Below are 18,467 nucleotides of genomic sequence, written 5' to 3' on the forward strand. Positions count from 1 at the left end.
AGTACAGTTGTAGTGTTACTCTTCTAATAAAATGCTGTTAAGCAAATTTAATTCATTAGAAGCCGCAATATAACGATCATCAAAAATCTGTTCAAATCGCGCCGGGTCTTGTACACCAGCAACTGCCGCATAAGGAATGCCATCATAAAGCGGAATCACCGGCATCACGTCCCGCTGCGCTGATAAACACCGTCCCAACGCATCGCGCCACAATGATCCATCGCCCAACGCTGGATAATGCCCATTAAAATCTGGTTGCCAAAAATGCGGAAAATCCACCGGAACTGCTAACCAAGTTGCATCTGATGTTAATGCTTTAACGGTTGAAAATTCACGATATATGTCATCTTGCGGACGATTCAAAATGCGATGTAATTCTTCAGCAGCGGTGCGTAACTTGTGCGGTAAATCCTGATCTTTGTGAATTCGCCATAATTGTGACAGCAGATTTTTTATCTGATGCGCAACGGTAGTCATCCAGCATTCAAAACTAAAACGTTCTGTTTTATTCACATCTTTCCAATGTTCAAGCCAGAACGGACCAACGCAATACTGATTATCATGCAATACGCATTCTGGCGCGTTAGCAGGATTTAATAATAATGGCGCATTATCGGCGCTGGCATTGGTGGAAAATTCTTCCATATCGTGAGGACGTACCACACTGCGCAATGTGAGTTTGCGATTGGTTGCTTCTAAAGAAAAATTAGCAAAAATTTCAGTAATTGCCTCCACTGCATTTTTAACTAAACCTTTTTGATCCAGATAATCATGTTCATCTGTGATGATTACCATGCTTTCATTCAAAAAAGTACGCACTTGCGTACTCATTAACGTCAACGTATCTTCACTGCCAATATTACCCACCGGCATAATTGCCAACCGTTGTTTATCTAATCCCGCATCACCACTGATGCGCGTGTGAATTGTCGCCCGCAGCAGCACGATAAAAGTTAATAGATCGCTGATTTGACGTAACCATTGGCGCGGCTCTGGCTTTTCTTCTTGCGGTAAAAAATCTTGTAATAGCATGACTAAATGCCGATTTTTCGTATCGCCATCCGTTGCCATTTTTTCATCATCAGTGAAGTATTCTTTACCCCGTCCGCGATAAATTAACTGTGCTACTTCCATTAACGCTGTTTCAATACCAAAACGCGGCATCAATGCAATAATCCAATCAGTTTTAGGAAACGAAATTCCACGCGCACCGCTGGAAGTCATTAAAAAGACTTTAACTTGATCGCGCCGACTTTTTTCAATTAAATTTTTACGTTCCGTGGCTGGAATACTGGAATCAATAATAGCAATTTGTGAAACGTTCAGCCCAAACTTTGCATCGTGTAGTTGATTTTTAACCAAGCGCAAGAAAGCCTTATCTTGTGCAAAAAAGATGATTTGCGCTGCGCCCGCTGTTAATGCTGCTTCAATCTCATGCAGTACATTTTTAATCAATACTGTATTTTGCTGTTCCGCAACGGCGCTACGAATCCCCTTATTTTGTTTTTCAAGTGGAATGACATCAAGCCGCACCCGATAATCAATCGTTAATTGGGTTGCTGGATAACTATTGGTCATAACATGCAACATGGGACGCGCTGCACCCGCAAAACGGGTTTTTTTAGTTACTGCCAGCCGAAATGGATATTTTTTTCCACTTTGCGTCACTAGAATTTTACTGGGAGCACGCGCACCGCTGCTGAGATAGCGATCTAAAACAACTTCATTACCCAGCGACGCATCCGACACAATGAGTATTATGCGAAAACACGGCTCACTTTTGAATTGACGAATAAACTGTTCATTTAACCAACGCGCCACTGCATCAACAAAAAGAGCGCCGGCAGAATCGCCAGTGAGTTCGTCAACCATGACAATAATAGTTGACATCCGTGCTGAAAAATTGCGTCTTTCCTGTATACCAAACTTGGTTGTCACTTTGTGAGCAAATAAGTTTTCTAGCGCATCGACGGTGCTTTTATTTTCGCTTAATTCTCGATAACCCTGACTTGCTGCCGTCAATACAATCTGCGTCACTGCCGGATTATTTTCAAGCAACGCTCGACTCGCTGTGGCCAGCACTTTTAATACACCGGGCAACTGACGATCACTAATTCTATCTTGGCGCTCCGTTTCCTGCTTTCTATTAGAACGCGAAGCAGTTTTAGTGCGTTCAACGTGCTCTTTTAATTCAGGTGTCAAGATGAGAATGCTATTGTGAGGAGGCTGTAACTCTGCGACGCCATCAGCAACTACTGCGCCTTCTATTCTGCGCGGTGACTTAAATTCGGTACTGACTTTCTCATCGTACCAAGATTGCGCCGCACTAATAAGACCGGAATTAGTGGTGACAGTGAGAATTCCAGTCGGCGTGTTATTTTCTCGCGCCAGCTTACTAATCACGTCGTCATTGATAATGACACGGGGACTGACATAAAGAAATAAAAAACCATCTGTTACATTGCGTAAATAGCGAACGACTGCCGTTGTTTTACCAATACCGGGATTGCCTTCCAAACCCAATACCGTCAGCTTGCCTAGTTCGGCGGCTCGTAAACCAGCAACCACGGCGGCAGCATGTAAATCGCGCAATGGTATAGGATCAGTCATTGTAAGATAGTCGGGGAATGCGGCAGCCAATGCGGCTTTAGCATCCTGTTTGAAAAAAGCAGTCAGATTATCATTAGCAGCAATTAACTTTTGCGCATCATCCCAACTCAATTCAGTCATTGGATGACAAAAATCTTCGAGCGTTTCAGTGACTGAAAAATTAATGGATGTATTCAAATAAGACAGACTTTCTAAATTACGCAATTGCTCACGCATGACTTTGGGTAGTGCTTTACGAATATGCGTAAATGCGCCATAAATGTGGTCGTTTATGGCTTCAACATCGTTGTCAGGACTTTTTTCCATGTTTCGATACGCTTCGCCCAACGTTGTCATTAACGTGCAGCGTGGATCGGATGTGTCATTTCTAAAAAATTGCGCTGCTACACTTTCAAATCCGTTTTGAGTAATTGCTAAAGCGCGGGTATTGCACGGTTGCATGATTAACTTGTGGTGATGCAACAAATGTACTGTTTTATCCACATAAGAGGCAGCTTGGCAGAGTTTGTACAGTGGTTTATCACGAGTAGTAAACGCAGGCAGATGATCTTTAAGTTGCGGTGAAAAAGCAAACCCGTCACCGTCTATTTCCGCGCAGATTTGTGAAAACACGCTACGCGAATCAATAAAGCGGGCATAACGTTGTAATTCAGCAAGATGCGGCTGCGGTTGACTATAATCGGCGCTCTCACGAAAGGCGTTTAGTGAAAATTCTAAACATAATAATTCATGTGCATAACGGTCATCATCTGGTATCAACCAGAGTAAAAAATCGGCTCGTGCCGGACGCCCTTTTTTAATTAGCGCACGATCGGCATTGCCTGTTAATCCAAAGGTCGTCCAGAATTCGGTCATTAATTCTGCCGCTTCACGTTCATAATTGCCTTGGTCACGCGGTAATTGCAGCGGGCACCACAGCGCCTGAATCCGGTAATTGGCAAGCTCAATTCCTTGGCGATTGCGTTCAAGATTGCGTAGATATTCACGCAATGCGGTTTGTCCCAATCCCATTCCCAATTGGAATAAATGACGAACAGTTGTTTTAGTATAAGATTTGAGATTAGGATCAACTTCTTTTAATTCTTGCGCCAGTGCAGTGTAAACATCACCAGTATCAAACTGTTTCCACACTTCTAATCCAGGCATTTCTGCGCGTTGCACACGACTATTCAACAATGCCACTAATACGCCGCGTTTAACAGCAATTTCAAAAACCTGTCCCCATAACGAAAAGTATTGATAAGGTTGTAACATTGTTAATGACCCAGATGCAGTACGTCACTGATTGTGGTCAATATCGCTGGCAATGATAATTCAGTTGCTCCGGCAGATTTACTTTTTGGAATGACTTGAATCTCACCCGCACCGCCAATTGTTGTCGGTTGAATCCAACTGAAAGGATCGAGCACTGGCTTATTGTAACCTTTTTGTGGTTGCTTTTCAGTTTCTAAAAAATGCAAACTACGCAATACCGCGAGCAGTGCATCACGGACGCCAGAATTAGTTAATAAATTAGCGCGAGCGCGTTCGCGCCATTCAACGTTATTGCCAGTATTTTCGGTGTCAAAAAAGTAGGTACAAAATCCCGATTGTGGGCGCTCAGTATTGTCATTCCCAACAATTGTCAGCGTGGCAAAAGTTAATACTGCAATCAATTGTTTGCCTAATTCCCCCGGTAGAATAGCGGCATGATTATGATCGGATAAACCGGTGGTATAAAATGCGGATTCGTCTTTATCCCGTGACCGCAAGCGAATTGCAGTAAATACATCGCGGCGCAACATGTATAAATTGACCGTTGGAAAATGTGTTGCAATTTCTTCTACAAAACGGGTTTGCGTATGTGGTGAATGGCGGGGCGCGGAACGATTGATGCGACGATTACTATAGTGATCAGAAATTAAAATAATATGTTCGTAGCCAAGACGATTTAGCCGCGCTATTTCTTCAACGATCAATTGCGGATTTTCAAAGGTATCTTGGTTGGGTACAACTTGCGATTGCATTCGTTCACAGCGCAACCGATAACCAGTCAATGGCGCTGTTATAGCATCAGCAAGATACGTTTTAGCACGAAATATAAAACCATCTGCATCTGGAATTTGGGTATTCGCATCACAGGGGCGCGTTGCATAAACTACGATGGCAATGTTGTTGACTGTTGGCGTTGCACTAAACAGCAATGGAAATGCAGCAGAAAATGCAAACGCGGCACCCTGTTTTTTATAGTTACTTGCTTTTTCAGTTACCAATCCCTGCATTCTTACTGGTAAATCCCGCATTAATGCTGATTCAATTGCTTGCGCAGCAGCATAAACTAAATGATCCCCTGCTTTATCATCCGCATCTTTACCTTGTGCCTGAATGCGCAACATTAATGCTGTGAGTGGTTGTTCACGCCCTGAATTTAATCTATCAACAATTATTTGCAATACCGTGTACACCATAATAGTAAATGCAGCAATTGCAGCAGCGCGATATTGACGACGATCCGCATCGGGATGATTCGGATGATCTTTTTGATTAAAAAAATCCGGTTCATACCAAATGGTGACACCCGCACCCATTAACCATGCGGAATCAATTTTACTAAGGCTGATCGGAGCGTGTTTTTCTAATGTACGTTCAACCTTCAGCGGTCGCCAAGTGATATTTAATAATTGAGCAGGAATCTCGCGCATGGTTTGTATTGTGGTGACTGCATCATCTTGGCTGATGAGTGTTCGTTCGTGCAGCGTAGTACGCACCCGCACCGAAAATAGTGAATCAACAACTTCATTGGGATGATGGGTAATTTGAAGGTGCTTAAACCATTCAGTCATTTCAGGCTGACCATGATTTGGTTTCACGAGCGGATTGGGTACTGTACCGCGCCACCGTTCTAATGCTGCCCAATCAATAATTGCTTGCTGTATCACTACATGCAAATCACTCACATCACTTCGACTATCATCAATCACGTCGGGAGAATTTTTTATCAACTCTTTTAACGCTTGGCTTATTTTTTTGACGCGCTCACTCCAATTCCATAACTCGTCAATCAATTGCAATATACCATTGCGACCATCGCGCTTGAGACGCAGTGACAATGCTTCTGCTGCCATTTGTAACTGCGCCAAATGAATATTTGGATTCAGTACTAACCACAGAAATGCGACCTGCATGATATTACGTGTTGGCTTTTGTACAGTGTCCGTTTTTTCTAAAGTATCTCGCAACTTTTCTAAACGGCTGATAAACGCTGGTTTTAACTCGTTTTGTGGGTCTTGACCGTTTACACGAAAACGATAACTGACTTCACGTTCAGTTTCCACTGAATGCGGTTTACGCGCTTCAAAAATTTGCGCTTTCCATTCTGCCCACACGGGTAAACAATTGTAAAAGCCATTTTTCACTAATTCATCAAACGCAGAAAAATGTGCCGCTTCACCATAATCGCGTGATACATCGAGCTGCCAAACCTGTTCGGTTTCAGGTGTACCATACAGCCAAAATAATTCAATGACGCGCCGTACATAATCAATAAATAATTCGTAATTATCGCCATTAAGTGTGTCGGCGCGTTTAGCGAGATTGCGCATGATGGCAAAGCTAACTTTTAAGCGTACCCGTGCTTGAGCGTTATCTTCAATAAAGTTTAGAAAGCGTGTGATCTGACTATCTTTCTGATTGGCTTCCTGTAGTAGCGCCGTTATTAATTTTCCGCGCTGCGTCTCACTAAATTCATCATCACGTTGTTCCAACGCATCGGCAATGCTATTTGCTAATAGCTGCGCCCAATTATCTTCTGGAATTGACTCGGTTGCTGAAAAAATTCGCGCCACCGGGCGCTGCTTAGATGTGCTCTTTGCTTTGGCAAAGGCGATCGGTACCATTTTTGCGGGCAGTGTTCGATAAACAGCATTATTTAAACTCACAGCAGCGCCTAACGTATCCAGCGCCGCTTTTGGATCACTCACTAGCAACTGGTCTGTACTGAAATTGAATTGGTCGAGTTGCGCGTTAATGCAGCTTTTTAATTTATCAGTGGCTTGCGCCAAACCGCCAAAATTATCTTGAAAAATTCTCCCGCCCATTTTTGCAGTAGTATTTTTAGCTGGCTTGACTAAATCTCGTAAAAATCCACTGCTGTCTGTCTCCTTAAATTGTTCACGCATTTTTTTATGCGTCATCAAACGTCGCATCACGCCGCAGACGTTAATACTCAGTCGTTGCTTTTCTGGTTCAAACGATAATACGGGCCAAGCCATATCTTGATTGTTTTGATCTATTTGTGCAGGAAATGCTGCTACCAGAAAAGAAACTAACGCGGTGAGATCAACAGAAGGAGTTTGAGCATTGGCGCTTACGGTTGCACCGCGTTGTTGTGTTGATTCTGACATGAGATGTAGCCTTTTTTAGGTGTTAGTTTTCAATGGTGCAGTTTTTTAAGTGTTCTTTTTAATCTGGCAAGCGATCAAGGGGTAGATTGTGCAAATATACGCCAGCACGATCTTTCGCTGACAGTTCTGGTGTTCCCGTGCATGGCCAATCAATGCCAATATCTGGATCATCCCAGCGAATACTCAATTCATGTTCTGGACTATAATAAGCGGTGTTTTTATACATGAACAGTGCATGATCACCAGTCACTAAAAATCCATGCGCAAACCCTGCTGGAATCCAAAACTGGCGTTTATTTTCACCGGATAACGTCACGCCGACCCAATTGCCAAAAGTCGGCGAACTGCGGCGAATATCTACCGCAACATCAAATACTTCTCCGGCAAGCACTTGAATCAATTTGCCTTGCGCATTCGGATGTTGTACATGCAGCCCGCGTAAAACACCTTGACGTGAAAACGATTGATTGTCTTGCACGAAAGGCGCTGGAATGCCCAGTTCTGCGTAGCGATTAGCGCGATAAGTCTCTAAAAAGTAACCGCGCTCATCTCCCCAAACTTTAGGCTCAATAATCAGTACACCGGGAATTGTGGTCTCAATAATATTCATACCCGCTCCCGTTGTAATAAACCGAGCAGATATTCACCATAACCGCTCTTTTTTAATTCCTCGCCGAGAACGGTGAGTTGGGCATCATCAATCCAACCGTTAAAATAAGCGATCTCTTCGGGACAGCAGATTTTTAAGCCCTGCCGCGTTTCAATCATTTCAATAAATTGCCCCGCTTGCATTAACGATTGATGAGTGCCGGTATCTAGCCACGCGGTGCCGCGTCCAATGCGGGTTAATGATAAATTGCCAGCACGCAAATAACAGTTATTCAAATCGGTGATTTCTAATTCTCCCCGCGCTGATGGTTGCAGCGTTGCCGCTAATTCGCAGACGTGTTCATCATAAAAATATAAACCCGTCACCGCCCAATTTGATTTTGGCACTGCGGGTTTTTCTTCTAAACTGAGCACCTGTCCATCCGCTGCAAATTCAGCGACGCCATAGCGTTCGGGATCAGCAACATGATAACCAAACACCGTCGCGCCCTGTTGTCGCGCATTTGCAGCGTGTAATTGCCCAACCAAACCATGACCATAAAAGATGTTGTCGCCAAGAATTAAACAGGATGGCGCACCAGCAATAAATTCTCGCCCAATTAAAAAGGCTTGCGCTAATCCATCTGGACGCGGCTGTTCGGCATATTCAAGCGTTAAGCCCCATTGCGCTCCGTCGCCGAGCAAGGCGCGAAACATCGGTAAATCTTGCGGAGTCGAAATAATTAAAATCTCGCGGATTCCCGCCAGCATTAACGTTGCCAGCGGATAATAAATCATCGGTTTGTCGTAAATCGGCAGTAATTGCTTGCTAATGGTGCGGGTTAAAGGATACAAGCGCGTTCCCGATCCGCCCGCTAAAATAATACCTTTGCGATTCATCTTTATTGCTCCATACCTAAACGTTCGCCACGATAACTGCCATCCATCACTCGCGCACACCACGCGGGATTGTCTAAATACCATTGCACGGTTTTTCGCAATCCAGATTCAAAGGTTTCAAGCGGTTGCCAACCTAATTCGCGCTGCAATTTACTGGCGTCAATGGCATAACGGCGGTCGTGACCGGGGCGATCACTGACAAATTGTTTGAATTGCGCATGAGGGCGTTGTGGTGAATCTGGCAATAATTCATCCAATAGCCCGCACAGCGTATCAACGACTTCTAAATTGGTGCGTTCGCTATTCCCGCCAACGTTATAAACCTCGCCTGCGATTCCCGCTTCTAATACGCGCCAGATGGCGCGGCAATGATCGCCGACAAATAACCAATCGCGGATGTTGCCGCCGTCGCCATAAATCGGCAGCGGTTCGCCGCGTTGCGCTTTTAAGAGGATTAACGGGATGAGTTTTTCCGGGAATTGATAGGGACCGTAATTATTCGAGCAGTTGGTGGTGAGTACTGGCAAGCCGTAAGTATGAAACCAAGCACGAACTAAATGATCCGAAGCGGCTTTGCTGGCGGAATACGGCGAATTGGGCGCATACGGCGTTGTTTCCGTAAATAGTCCGGTGGCACCCAGTGATCCATAGACTTCATCTGTGGAAACGTGCAAAAACCGAAATGCAGCTTGCTTTGCAGCAGCGCAGCTTAACCAATAAGCACGGGTCGCTTCTAACAGCTGAAAGGTGCCGCTGATATTGGTGTCAATAAATGCGGCAGGGCCATCAATAGAACGGTCAACGTGGCTTTCCGCCGCAAAATTGACCACTGCATCAACTGCGTATTCAGTCAGCAGTTGTTTCACTAAAGCACGGTCGCTAATATCGCCGTGAATAAAAATGTGGCGCGGTTCGTTATTGAATGCCGCTAACGTATCTAAATTACCGGCATAGGTGAGCGCATCCAGATTAACCACCCGCACGGCGGTTTTTTCCATTAGGAAATGCACAAAGTTCCCGCCAATAAAACCCGCCCCGCCAGTGATTAAAATGGTGCGCATCGTTGTCTCCTAAACTGAAATCAAACCGGAATTAAAATGGAATATCATCATCATAGGTGCTGCCGCCGCCGTAATTACTCGCCGGCGCGGAGCTGGATGGCGCGGGCGCAGGTGCAGTTTGCGGACGACTGGCCGGCCGCCCTTGCCCTTGATAGTGCGCTTCCTCATCAAATGGCACCGACGATCCGCTGCTCGGCTGCTCTTGCCGTCCGCCGAGCATTTGCATGGTGCCAGTGATGTCCACAACGACCTCGGTGGTGTAACGATCCTGACCTTCTGGCGTTTGCCATTTGCGCGTCCGCAGCTTGCCTTCAATATAAATCTGCGAACCTTTATGCAGATATTGCTTGACGATTTCCGCCGTCTTGCCAATGAACACAATCTTGTGCCATTCCGTGCGCTCGCGTTTTTCCCCGGTGGCGCGATCTTTCCAAGTTTCAGTGGTTGCCAACGTCACGTTAATCACCGCGTCACCGCTGGGCATATAACGCAACTCGGCGGGATCAGCGCCGAGATTTCCGATTAAAATCACACGATTAATACCAGCCATCTATCTTTCTCCCGCCCCGCAGGGCGCACTGTCGTTGCTCAAAAATCAATCATAGCAGTCGCACCACAGCGGTGGCAGTTACCATGATCGGTTCTCCAAATCTGCACTGGCAACGCTCACTCATGCACGTTCTTCACATTCGCGGTGCCCGCACCCACAACCTCAAAAACGTTGACCTTGACCTGCCCCGCGACCGCCTGATTGTGTTCACTGGCTTGTCGGGATCGGGCAAATCCTCGCTCGCATTTGACACCATTTATGCCGAAGGGCAGCGCCGTTATGTCGAATCGCTGTCCACCTATGCGCGGCAATTTTTGTCGGTGATGGAAAAACCGGACGTCGATCACATCGAAGGCTTGTCGCCCGCCATTTCGATTGAACAGAAAACCACGTCGCACAATCCGCGCTCCACCGTCGGCACGATTACTGAAATTTACGACTATCTGCGGCTGCTATTTGCCCGCGTCGGGCAGCCGCACTGCCCAACGCACCTGCTCCCGCTTGCCGCGCAAACCGTCAGCCAGATGGTCGATCAGGTGCTCGCGCTGCCGGAGGGCGACAAGGTGATGCTGCTCGCGCCGCTGATTGCGGCTCGCAAAGGCGACTATCAACGCCTGCTCGCCGAGCTGCACGCGCAAGGCTTCATCCGCGCTCAGATTGATGGGCAAGTGTATGAATTGGACGCTGCGCCGGAGCTTGATCCCAAACAAAAGCACGATCTCGCCGTCGTCATCGACCGGTTTCGCGTGCGCAGCGATCTCACGCAACGGCTGGCGGAATCGTTCGAGACGGCGCTGGCGCTCGCAGGTGGCATCGCTCGCCTCGCGTGGCTCGATGAACCGGAGCGCCAGCCGCTGACTTTTTCGGCCAAATTCGCCTGCCCGCAGTGCGGCTACAGCGTGACCGAACTCGAGCCGCGCTTGTTTTCATTCAACAATCCGGCGGGCGCGTGTCCGAGCTGCGATGGGCTGGGGGTTGAGCAATTTTTTGATCCCGACAAAGTCGTCGCGCATCCGCAGTTGAGTTTAGCGGGGGGCGCGGTGCGCGGTTGGGATCGCCGCAACGCCTTTTATTTCCACATTATCAGCGTGTTGGGAGCGCATTACGGTTTTGATGTTGAAACGCCGTGGCTGGAGCTGCCGGAAAGCGTTCGCGCTGTCATTTTGCACGGCAGCGGCAGCGCAACATTCCAGTTATCGCTGCTAAAAACCGCGAAACCGCAGCCTTTTGAAGGCATCTTGCGCAACATTGAGCGCCGCTATCGTGAGACCGATTCCAACACCGTGCGCGAAGAGCTGGCGCGGTATCTGTCGCAGCAACCGTGTCCGACCTGTCAGGGCGCTCGGCTCAATGAAACGGCGCGGCATGTCTTTTTGCTTCACGAATCAGCCGCCGCCACCCAACCGCCGCTCAATCTCCCCGCCGTGACGCGACTCCCGATTGGTGCCGCGCTGCAATTTTTCGAGACGCTGACGCTGCCCGGACAACGCGGCGACATCGGCAAACACGTCATCAAAGAGATCGCCACCCGCCTGCGTTTTCTGGTCGATGTCGGTTTGGATTATTTGACGCTGGAGCGCAGCGCCGAAACGCTCTCCGGCGGCGAGGCGCAGCGCATCCGTTTGGCGAGCCAGATCGGAGCCGGTTTGGTCGGCGTGATGTACATCTTGGATGAACCGTCAATTGGGCTGCACCAGCGCGACAACGCCCGTTTGCTCAAAACGCTCAATCACTTACGCGATCTCGGCAATACCGTGATTGTGGTGGAACACGACGAAGAGGCGATGCGAGCGGCGGATGTGGTGGTGGACATCGGCCCCGGCGCGGGCGTTCACGGCGGTCAAATCATCGCCATCGGCACTGCCGCCGAACTCGCTGCCGCGCCCAACTCGCTGACCGGACGCTATCTCAGCGGCGAGCTGCGGATTGAGATTCCGCGCCAGCGCACCGCCAACGATCCAGCGCGGCAACTGCGCATCATCGGCGCGACCGGCAACAATCTGCGCAACGTCACTGCCGCAATTCCGGTCGGCACCTTGTGCTGCGTGACTGGCGTGTCGGGTTCCGGCAAATCGACGTTGATTAACGACACGTTATTTCCAGTGCTGGCGCGGCAGCTCAACGATGCCAGCGTCACACCTGCGCCGCATCAAGCGATTGAAGGGATTGAACATTTCGACAAAGTGGTTGACATCGACCAAAGTCCGATTGGACGCACGCCGCGTTCCAATCCCGCGACCTACACCGGTTTATTCAATCTCGTGCGCGATTTATTTACGGCAGTGCCAGAAGCGCGAGCGCGAGGTTATACGCCGGGGCGATTTAGTTTCAACGTCAAAGGCGGGCGCTGCGAAGCGTGTAAAGGCGACGGATTAATTCGCGTAGAAATGCACTTTTTGCCCGATATTTACGTCCAATGCGATGTTTGTCAGGGACGGCGCTATAACCGCGAAACGCTCGATATTCGTTATAAAGGCAAAACGATTGATGAAGTATTAAAACTCACGGTAGAAGATGCGCTGACATTTTTTGCAGCAGTGCCGGTGCTGGCGCGGAAATTACACACGTTAATTGATGTCGGTTTGGGTTATGTGCAACTCGGTCAAAGCGCAATTACGTTATCTGGCGGTGAAGCGCAGCGCGTAAAACTCAGCCGAGAATTAAGTAAACGCGATACTGGGCGCACCCTTTATATTCTCGATGAACCGACCACTGGCTTGCATTTTCACGATGTCAAACATTTGCTCGACGTGCTGCATCGTTTGCGGAATCAAGGCAATACGCTGGTAGTGATTGAACACAATTTAGACGTGATTAAAACTGCCGATTGGATTATTGATTTAGGTCCAGAAGGCGGCAATCGCGGCGGTGAAATCATCGCAACTGGAACACCGGAAATGATCGCAGCAATCGCGCATTCTCACACTGGACACTTTTTAGCGCCACTGCTGGCGCGGGGATGGTGAAATGCTAACTGAGATTCATGCTTATTTCTGACATTTGTCATTTTCCGTTGACACTAAAAAGCAGACACTTCGTCTGCTTTTTTAACATTTAACGCTGTTGAGGAATCACCACAATGCCGACGTATCTTTGCACCTGCGGCACCAGCGCAGCTAAAAAGCTCTATGCACAAAAAATCACCTTCAACGCCAACTGGGTTATTGAACAAGGCGGCGTCTCCGCAGCCGCCAAACTGATTTACGACACCTTCCGCAGCGCCCGCATGGATGATGAATTGGTGTTAAAGCGCGATTTATCAGCGGAATTGCATTCATTGGCACGCATGAATGTCAACGCCAGCGATACGGTGGTTTTATTCAGTTCTGAAACTGCGGATGGACAAGCCTGCGCCGAAGCCATTAAACAGTATTTAGATCGCGCCCAGCCCGGCATCAGTTGTCGCATTGAAATTGTTGTCGGTTTACAGGTCATGGACGCGCAACAATTCCGCGCAGTTGGCGTGTTGAATTTTACCCAAGCCGTGCTGCGCGAGATTGAAAAATACGGCACCACAAACTGCATTCTTAATCCGACTGGTGGCTTCAAAAGTTTGGTGCCATACACGGTATTGATTGGAATGCTCAAAGGCGTTCCGGCGCAATACATCTTTGAACAATCCAGCGCCCTTATTCCGCTGCCGATGATGCCAGTTGAATTTTCCCGTTCACGTTTAGAACCGATTCGCACGCTGCTGGAACGCATTCAAAAGGAATCGACGATTGCCCGCACTGAATTAAATGCTGCCATTCCTTTTGAAGAACGTGCCGTATTAGAACCGCTTTTTGAAGATATGGGCGCGGAGCAAATGACGTTATCGCCAGTGGGTTTTTTAGTGTGGGAAGAATTAGAACGTCCCACTGCGTTGGTGCCCTTTTTATCACGGCGGGCACTTGATGATTTGCGCAAGGTGCGCGCAATTGATGGCTGTAAACCCATTGAGTATTTAGAGCGGGTAGCGCGGTTTCCAGAGCAACTGGCAGTTGGTAAACATGAAAGCTGGAGCAACAGTTTATTCTGGTTAAAACCAGGTGAACACACCCGTGACCGTTATCTCGCATCTATTGAAAGCTGGCGGTTGTTAGTTTGGCGCATGACTGATCACGACGAATATGAAGCGCTGCTTGCGCAAAAACGGAACAGTGAGATTGATAAACGCATTGTCGCGGAGCGGCGAGCGCAATATGAACCGTTTGTGCGGATGGAATTGTACGAAAGCTGAGGGTCTCGCTGGGGCGGCGGTCTTGAAAAAAATCGCCGCTGTTACGTTAGCCATGAGTAGATGCCTTATCTTTTTAAATCACCACCCGCCAAGTAATCTTTAATGTTCAAAGTATTACTCACTAACCAAATGCCGGTTTTCAAGACGCTACAAATGCCAAAAATGATATAGTTTATCCACCACAAAATGATTGTCAAAATCGGCGCAGTATCTTCAATCATGTTTGTTGCGCCACAATCAATTTGTTCATTAGCTATATTTTAATCTTCGTCGTATTGTTTCGTTTTAATTAAAATTTTTAATGTGTCATTAAAACTATTTATGTTAATACAAACCTACTATGTACTAAAATCATACTGCACGTTTTGTCAATCAACATTCTCTGTTTCTTGGAGTCCATCATGTTCAGCAGTTCGCAAACTATTTTAATCGCCGACGCCCAACTTGAAAACCTTGATCAACTGCTTGCTGGTTTGGATGCAGGCGTTGAGCCTTGGCTCATCGCATCCAATCAAGACGCAATGCCGTTGATTTTCAGGGCGCTGGCACAGCCAGATTTAACCCAACTGCATCTGCTCGCACATGGCGCGCCCGGTGAAATCCGGCTCGGTGAGCGGGCACTGACTGCTGCCGATTTCCACCAGCATCTCAATGGCGCTGTTGGGCGCGATGTGGAGATTGCTTTTTGGTCATGTTGCACCGGCGCGGGTGAATTGGGTGCAGCATTTATTCACGCGGTCGCGGTGACAACCGGAGCGCGGGTATTGGCGACAGAGGGATTGATTGGCGCATCGAATAAACAGGGTACTTGGGAATTGAATGGCATTATTGCGCCATTTAGTGATGCAGCGCGGGCGAGGTTTACGGAAGTGCTCGTCATCCGTGACCGCTTCGAGGACAACGACACATCAGCAACTGCTACCAACCTTGGCACTATTAATGGTACGCGCACTGAAAACGAACTTAGCATTGAATCATACGATACTGATTGGTTTCTTTTTACTTTAGATTCTATTGGGAACGCTAATACTGAGATAGTGATACCTCTTGGATATAAATCATATTTACGCGTTCTTCTTTACGATGCTACAGGAACTTCTATTGACTGGCCTAATGTTTATCCACCAATAGTTCCCGAAGCTGGTCATCTTAGTCTATCTGGTTTGGCGGCTGGTACTTATATGATTGCAGTAAGCACGTTTTTTGGTATGCCAGAAAATTATTCAATTAGTATAGAAAAGGGAATAGCTTTACCTTTACCCTTGCTTTCACTCTTATCGTTAAATCCATCAACTGTCACTGAAGGTAACAGTGGCTCCATGCTCATGACGATGATCGTTACCCGTAGCGGTGATCTTAGCGTCACGTCCACTGCAGATTGGTTTGTAAGTGGTAGCGTATCACCTGATGATTTCGTTGGCGGTATTCTGCCGACGGGCACAGTGAATTTTGCTCCTGGAGTGACAAATGCCACCATCACTATTAACGTTGCCGGCGATACAGTATTTGAGTCGAATGAAGATTTCACTGTGAGCTTGAATACGCCCGTGAATGCAACACTAGGCGCTAGTGTGAATACTACGGGCACGATCAATAATGATGACACCTTGCCCACGCTTAATCTTGCGCCAGTGTCAGCCATTACCGAAGGCAATAGCGGCTCTACTGCCGTGAATGTCACTGTTAATAGAACGGGTGATTTATCCACTGCATCAAGTGCGAATTGGTCAGTTGCAGGCAGCGGTACTAATCCGGCGATTGCTGCTGATTTCACGGGTGGCGTATTGCCGACGGGTACCGTGAATTTTACTGCCGGAGTCGCTACTGCCACCATTGCCATTAACGTTGCTGGTGATACGGTATTTGAGCCGAATGAAGATTTTATGGTGAGCTTGAATACGCCCGTGAATGCAACGCTGGGCAGCAGTGTGAATACCACGGGCACGATCAATAATGATGACACCTTGCCGACGCTTAATCTTGCGCCAGTGTACGCCATTACTGAAGGCAATAGCGGTTCTACTGCCGTGAATGTCACCGTTAATAGAACGGGTGATTTATCCACTGCATCAAGTGCGAATTGGTCAGTTGCAGGCAGCGGCACTAATTCAGTGATTGGTTCTGATTTCACGGGTGGCGTATTGCCGACGGGCACGGTGAATTTTGCTGCCGGAGTCGCTACTGCCACCATTGCCATTAACGTTGCTGGTGATACGATATTTGAGCCGAATGAAGATTTCACTGTGAGCTTGAATACGCCCGTGAATGCAACGCTGGGCAGCAGTGTGAATACCACGGGCACGATCAATAATGATGACACCTTGCCGACGCTTAATCTTGCGCCAGTGTCAGCCATTACCGAAGGTAATAGCGGCTCTACTGCTGTGAATGTCACCGTTAATAGAACCGGCGATTTATCCGCTGCCTCCAGTGCGAATTGGTCAGTTGCAGGCAGCGGTACTAATCCGGTGATTGGTTCTGATTTCACGAGTGGCGTATTGCCAACGGGAACGGTGAATTTTGCTGCTGGAGTCGCAACCGCCACCATTGCGATTAACGTTGCTGGTGATACGGTATTTGAGCCGAATGAAGATTTCACTGTGAACTTGAATACGCCCGTGAATGCAACACTAGGCGCTAGTGTGAATACCACGGGCACGATCAATAATGATGACACCTTGCCGACGCTTAATCTTGCGCCAGTTTATGCTATTACTGAAGGCAATAGCGGCTCTACTGCCGTGAATGTCACCGTTAATCGAACTGGCGATTTATCCGCTGCCTCCAGTGCGAATTGGTCAGTCGCCGGCAGCGGTACTAATTCAGTGATTGGTTCTGATTTCACGGGTGGCATATTGCCGACGGGCACGGTGAATTTTGCTGCCGGAGTGGCAACTGCCACCATTGCGATTAAGGTCGCTGGTGATACGGTATTTGAGCCGAATGAAGATTTCACTGTGAACTTGAATACGCCCGTGAATGCAACGCTGGGCGCTAGTGTGAATACCACGGGCACGATCAATAATGATGACAGCTTGCCGACGCTTAATCTTGCGCCAGTTTATGCTATTACTGAAGGCAATAGTGGCTCTACCACTGTAAATGTCACCGTCAATAGAACGGGTGATTTATCCACTGCCTCCAGTGCGAATTGGTCAGTCGCCGGCAGCGGTACTAATTCAGTGATTGGTTCTGATTTCACGGGTGGAGTATTGCCGACGGGCACAGTGAATTTTGCTGCTGGAGTAGCAACTGCCACCATTGCCATTAACGTTGCTGGTGATACGGTATTTGAGCCGAATGAAAACTTTACCGTAAGTTTGAATACGCCCGTGAATGCAACGCTGGGCACCAGTGTGAATACCACGGGCACGATCAATAATGATGACACCTTGCCCACGCTTAATCTTGCGTCAGTTTATGCTATTACTGAAGGCAATAGTGGCTCTACCACTGTAAATGTCACTGTTAATAGAACTGGTGATTTATCCGCTGCCTCCAGTGCGAATTGGTCAGTTGCAGGCAGCGGTACTAATTCAGTGATTGGTGCTGATTTCACGGGTGGCATATTGCCGACGGGCACAGTGAATTTTGCTGCTGGAGTGGCAACTGCCACCATTGCCATTAACGTTGCTGGTGATACGGTATTTGAGCCGAATGAAAACTTTACCGTAAGTTTGAATACGCCCGTGAATGCAACGCTGGGCACCAGTGTGAATACCACGGGCACGATCAATAATGATGACACCTTGCCCACGCTTAATCTTGCGCCAGTTTATGCTATTACTGAAGGCAATAGTGGCTCTACTGCCGTGAATGTCACCGTTAATAGAACGGGTGATTTATCCACTGCATCAAGTGCGAATTGGTCAGTTGCAGGCAGCGGTACTAATCCAGCGATTGGTGCTGATTTCACGGGTGGCATATTGCCGACGGGCACGGTGAATTTTGCTGCTGGAGTTGCTACTGCCACCATTGCGATTAACGTCGCTGGTGATACGGTATTTGAGCCGAATGAAGATTTCACTGTGAGCTTGAATACGCCCGTGAATGCAACGCTAGGAACTAGTGCGAGCGCGACGGGCACGATCAATAATGATGACACCTTGCCGACGCTCAATCTTGCGTCAGTGTCAGCCATTACGGAAGGCAAT

Annotated in this window: 10 protein-coding genes; 3 read left to right on the plus strand and 7 right to left on the minus strand. The window is 47.8% G+C overall.

Annotated features, from left to right (window positions below):
• Nucleotides 1-15: 15 nt before the first annotated feature.
• The 6 genes from CKO12_RS10795 to ssb are packed head-to-tail and all read right to left on the minus strand — an operon-like array spanning nucleotide 16 to nucleotide 10,091.
• A complete protein-coding gene (locus CKO12_RS10795; RefSeq protein WP_200154754.1) occupies nucleotides 16-3,864 on the minus strand; it encodes a helicase-related protein in 3,849 nt (1,282 codons plus the stop codon).
• Between the two features lie 2 nt (nucleotides 3,865-3,866).
• Nucleotides 3,867-6,992, minus strand: a complete 3,126-nt coding sequence (locus CKO12_RS10800; RefSeq protein ID WP_200154755.1) for a hypothetical protein — start codon at nucleotides 6,990-6,992, stop codon at nucleotides 3,867-3,869.
• A 58-nt stretch (nucleotides 6,993-7,050) separates the two neighbouring features.
• Nucleotides 7,051-7,602, minus strand: a complete 552-nt coding sequence (gene rfbC, locus CKO12_RS10805) for a dTDP-4-dehydrorhamnose 3,5-epimerase (RefSeq protein WP_200154756.1) — start codon at nucleotides 7,600-7,602, stop codon at nucleotides 7,051-7,053.
• Nucleotides 7,599-8,480, minus strand: coding sequence for a glucose-1-phosphate thymidylyltransferase RfbA (gene rfbA, locus CKO12_RS10810; RefSeq protein WP_200154757.1), 882 nt, complete (start codon nucleotides 8,478-8,480; stop codon nucleotides 7,599-7,601). The genes rfbC and rfbA overlap by 4 nt, the downstream gene beginning before the upstream one ends.
• A 2-nt stretch (nucleotides 8,481-8,482) precedes the next feature.
• Entirely contained in the window at nucleotides 8,483-9,541 is a 1,059-nt protein-coding gene (rfbB, locus tag CKO12_RS10815) for a dTDP-glucose 4,6-dehydratase (RefSeq protein ID WP_200154758.1), read from the minus strand.
• A 31-nt stretch (nucleotides 9,542-9,572) separates the two neighbouring features.
• The gene (gene ssb / locus CKO12_RS10820) at nucleotides 9,573-10,091 is read right to left on the minus strand and encodes a single-stranded DNA-binding protein (protein ID WP_200154759.1); all 519 of its coding nucleotides are present in this window, start codon (nucleotides 10,089-10,091) and stop codon (nucleotides 9,573-9,575) included.
• 122 nt (nucleotides 10,092-10,213) lie between these two features.
• On the opposite strand from ssb, the gene uvrA reads away from it, so the two are divergent.
• The gene (gene uvrA, locus CKO12_RS10825; protein WP_200154764.1) at nucleotides 10,214-13,057 is read left to right on the plus strand and encodes an excinuclease ABC subunit UvrA; all 2,844 of its coding nucleotides are present in this window, start codon (nucleotides 10,214-10,216) and stop codon (nucleotides 13,055-13,057) included.
• A 113-nt stretch (nucleotides 13,058-13,170) separates the two neighbouring features.
• Complete coding sequence (locus tag CKO12_RS10830; RefSeq protein ID WP_200154760.1) at nucleotides 13,171-14,313, plus strand: putative CRISPR-associated protein; 1,143 nt, start codon at nucleotides 13,171-13,173, stop codon at nucleotides 14,311-14,313.
• A gap of 65 nt (nucleotides 14,314-14,378) precedes the next feature.
• Here the strand turns inward: CKO12_RS10830 and CKO12_RS10835 are convergent, their stop codons facing one another.
• The gene (locus tag CKO12_RS10835; protein ID WP_200154761.1) at nucleotides 14,379-14,534 is read right to left on the minus strand and encodes a hypothetical protein; all 156 of its coding nucleotides are present in this window, start codon (nucleotides 14,532-14,534) and stop codon (nucleotides 14,379-14,381) included.
• Nucleotides 14,535-14,714: 180 nt separating this feature from the next.
• On the opposite strand from CKO12_RS10835, the gene CKO12_RS10840 reads away from it, so the two are divergent.
• On the plus strand, nucleotides 14,715-18,467 hold a 3,753-nt coding region (locus CKO12_RS10840), incomplete at its 3' end, for a Calx-beta domain-containing protein (RefSeq protein ID WP_200154762.1).

This window comes from Chromatium okenii, from assembly GCF_016583745.1.
In the GTDB taxonomy this organism is placed as follows: Bacteria; Pseudomonadota; Gammaproteobacteria; order Chromatiales; family Chromatiaceae; genus Chromatium; species Chromatium okenii.

Coding starts and splice junctions, on each gene's coding strand:
- rfbC (WP_200154756.1), bottom strand. CDS start 7,602: ATGAATATTATTGAGACCACAATTCCCGGTGTACTGATTATTGAGCCT.
- CKO12_RS10795 (WP_200154754.1), bottom strand. CDS start 3,864: ATGTTACAACCTTATCAATACTTTTCGTTATGGGGACAGGTTTTTGAA.
- rfbA (WP_200154757.1), bottom strand. CDS start 8,480: ATGAATCGCAAAGGTATTATTTTAGCGGGCGGATCGGGAACGCGCTTG.
- ssb (WP_200154759.1), bottom strand. CDS start 10,091: ATGGCTGGTATTAATCGTGTGATTTTAATCGGAAATCTCGGCGCTGAT.
- uvrA (WP_200154764.1), top strand. CDS start 10,214: ATGCACGTTCTTCACATTCGCGGTGCCCGCACCCACAACCTCAAAAAC.
- CKO12_RS10830 (WP_200154760.1), top strand. CDS start 13,171: ATGCCGACGTATCTTTGCACCTGCGGCACCAGCGCAGCTAAAAAGCTC.
- CKO12_RS10800 (WP_200154755.1), bottom strand. CDS start 6,992: ATGTCAGAATCAACACAACAACGCGGTGCAACCGTAAGCGCCAATGCT.
- CKO12_RS10835 (WP_200154761.1), bottom strand. CDS start 14,534: ATGATTGAAGATACTGCGCCGATTTTGACAATCATTTTGTGGTGGATA.
- rfbB (WP_200154758.1), bottom strand. CDS start 9,541: ATGCGCACCATTTTAATCACTGGCGGGGCGGGTTTTATTGGCGGGAAC.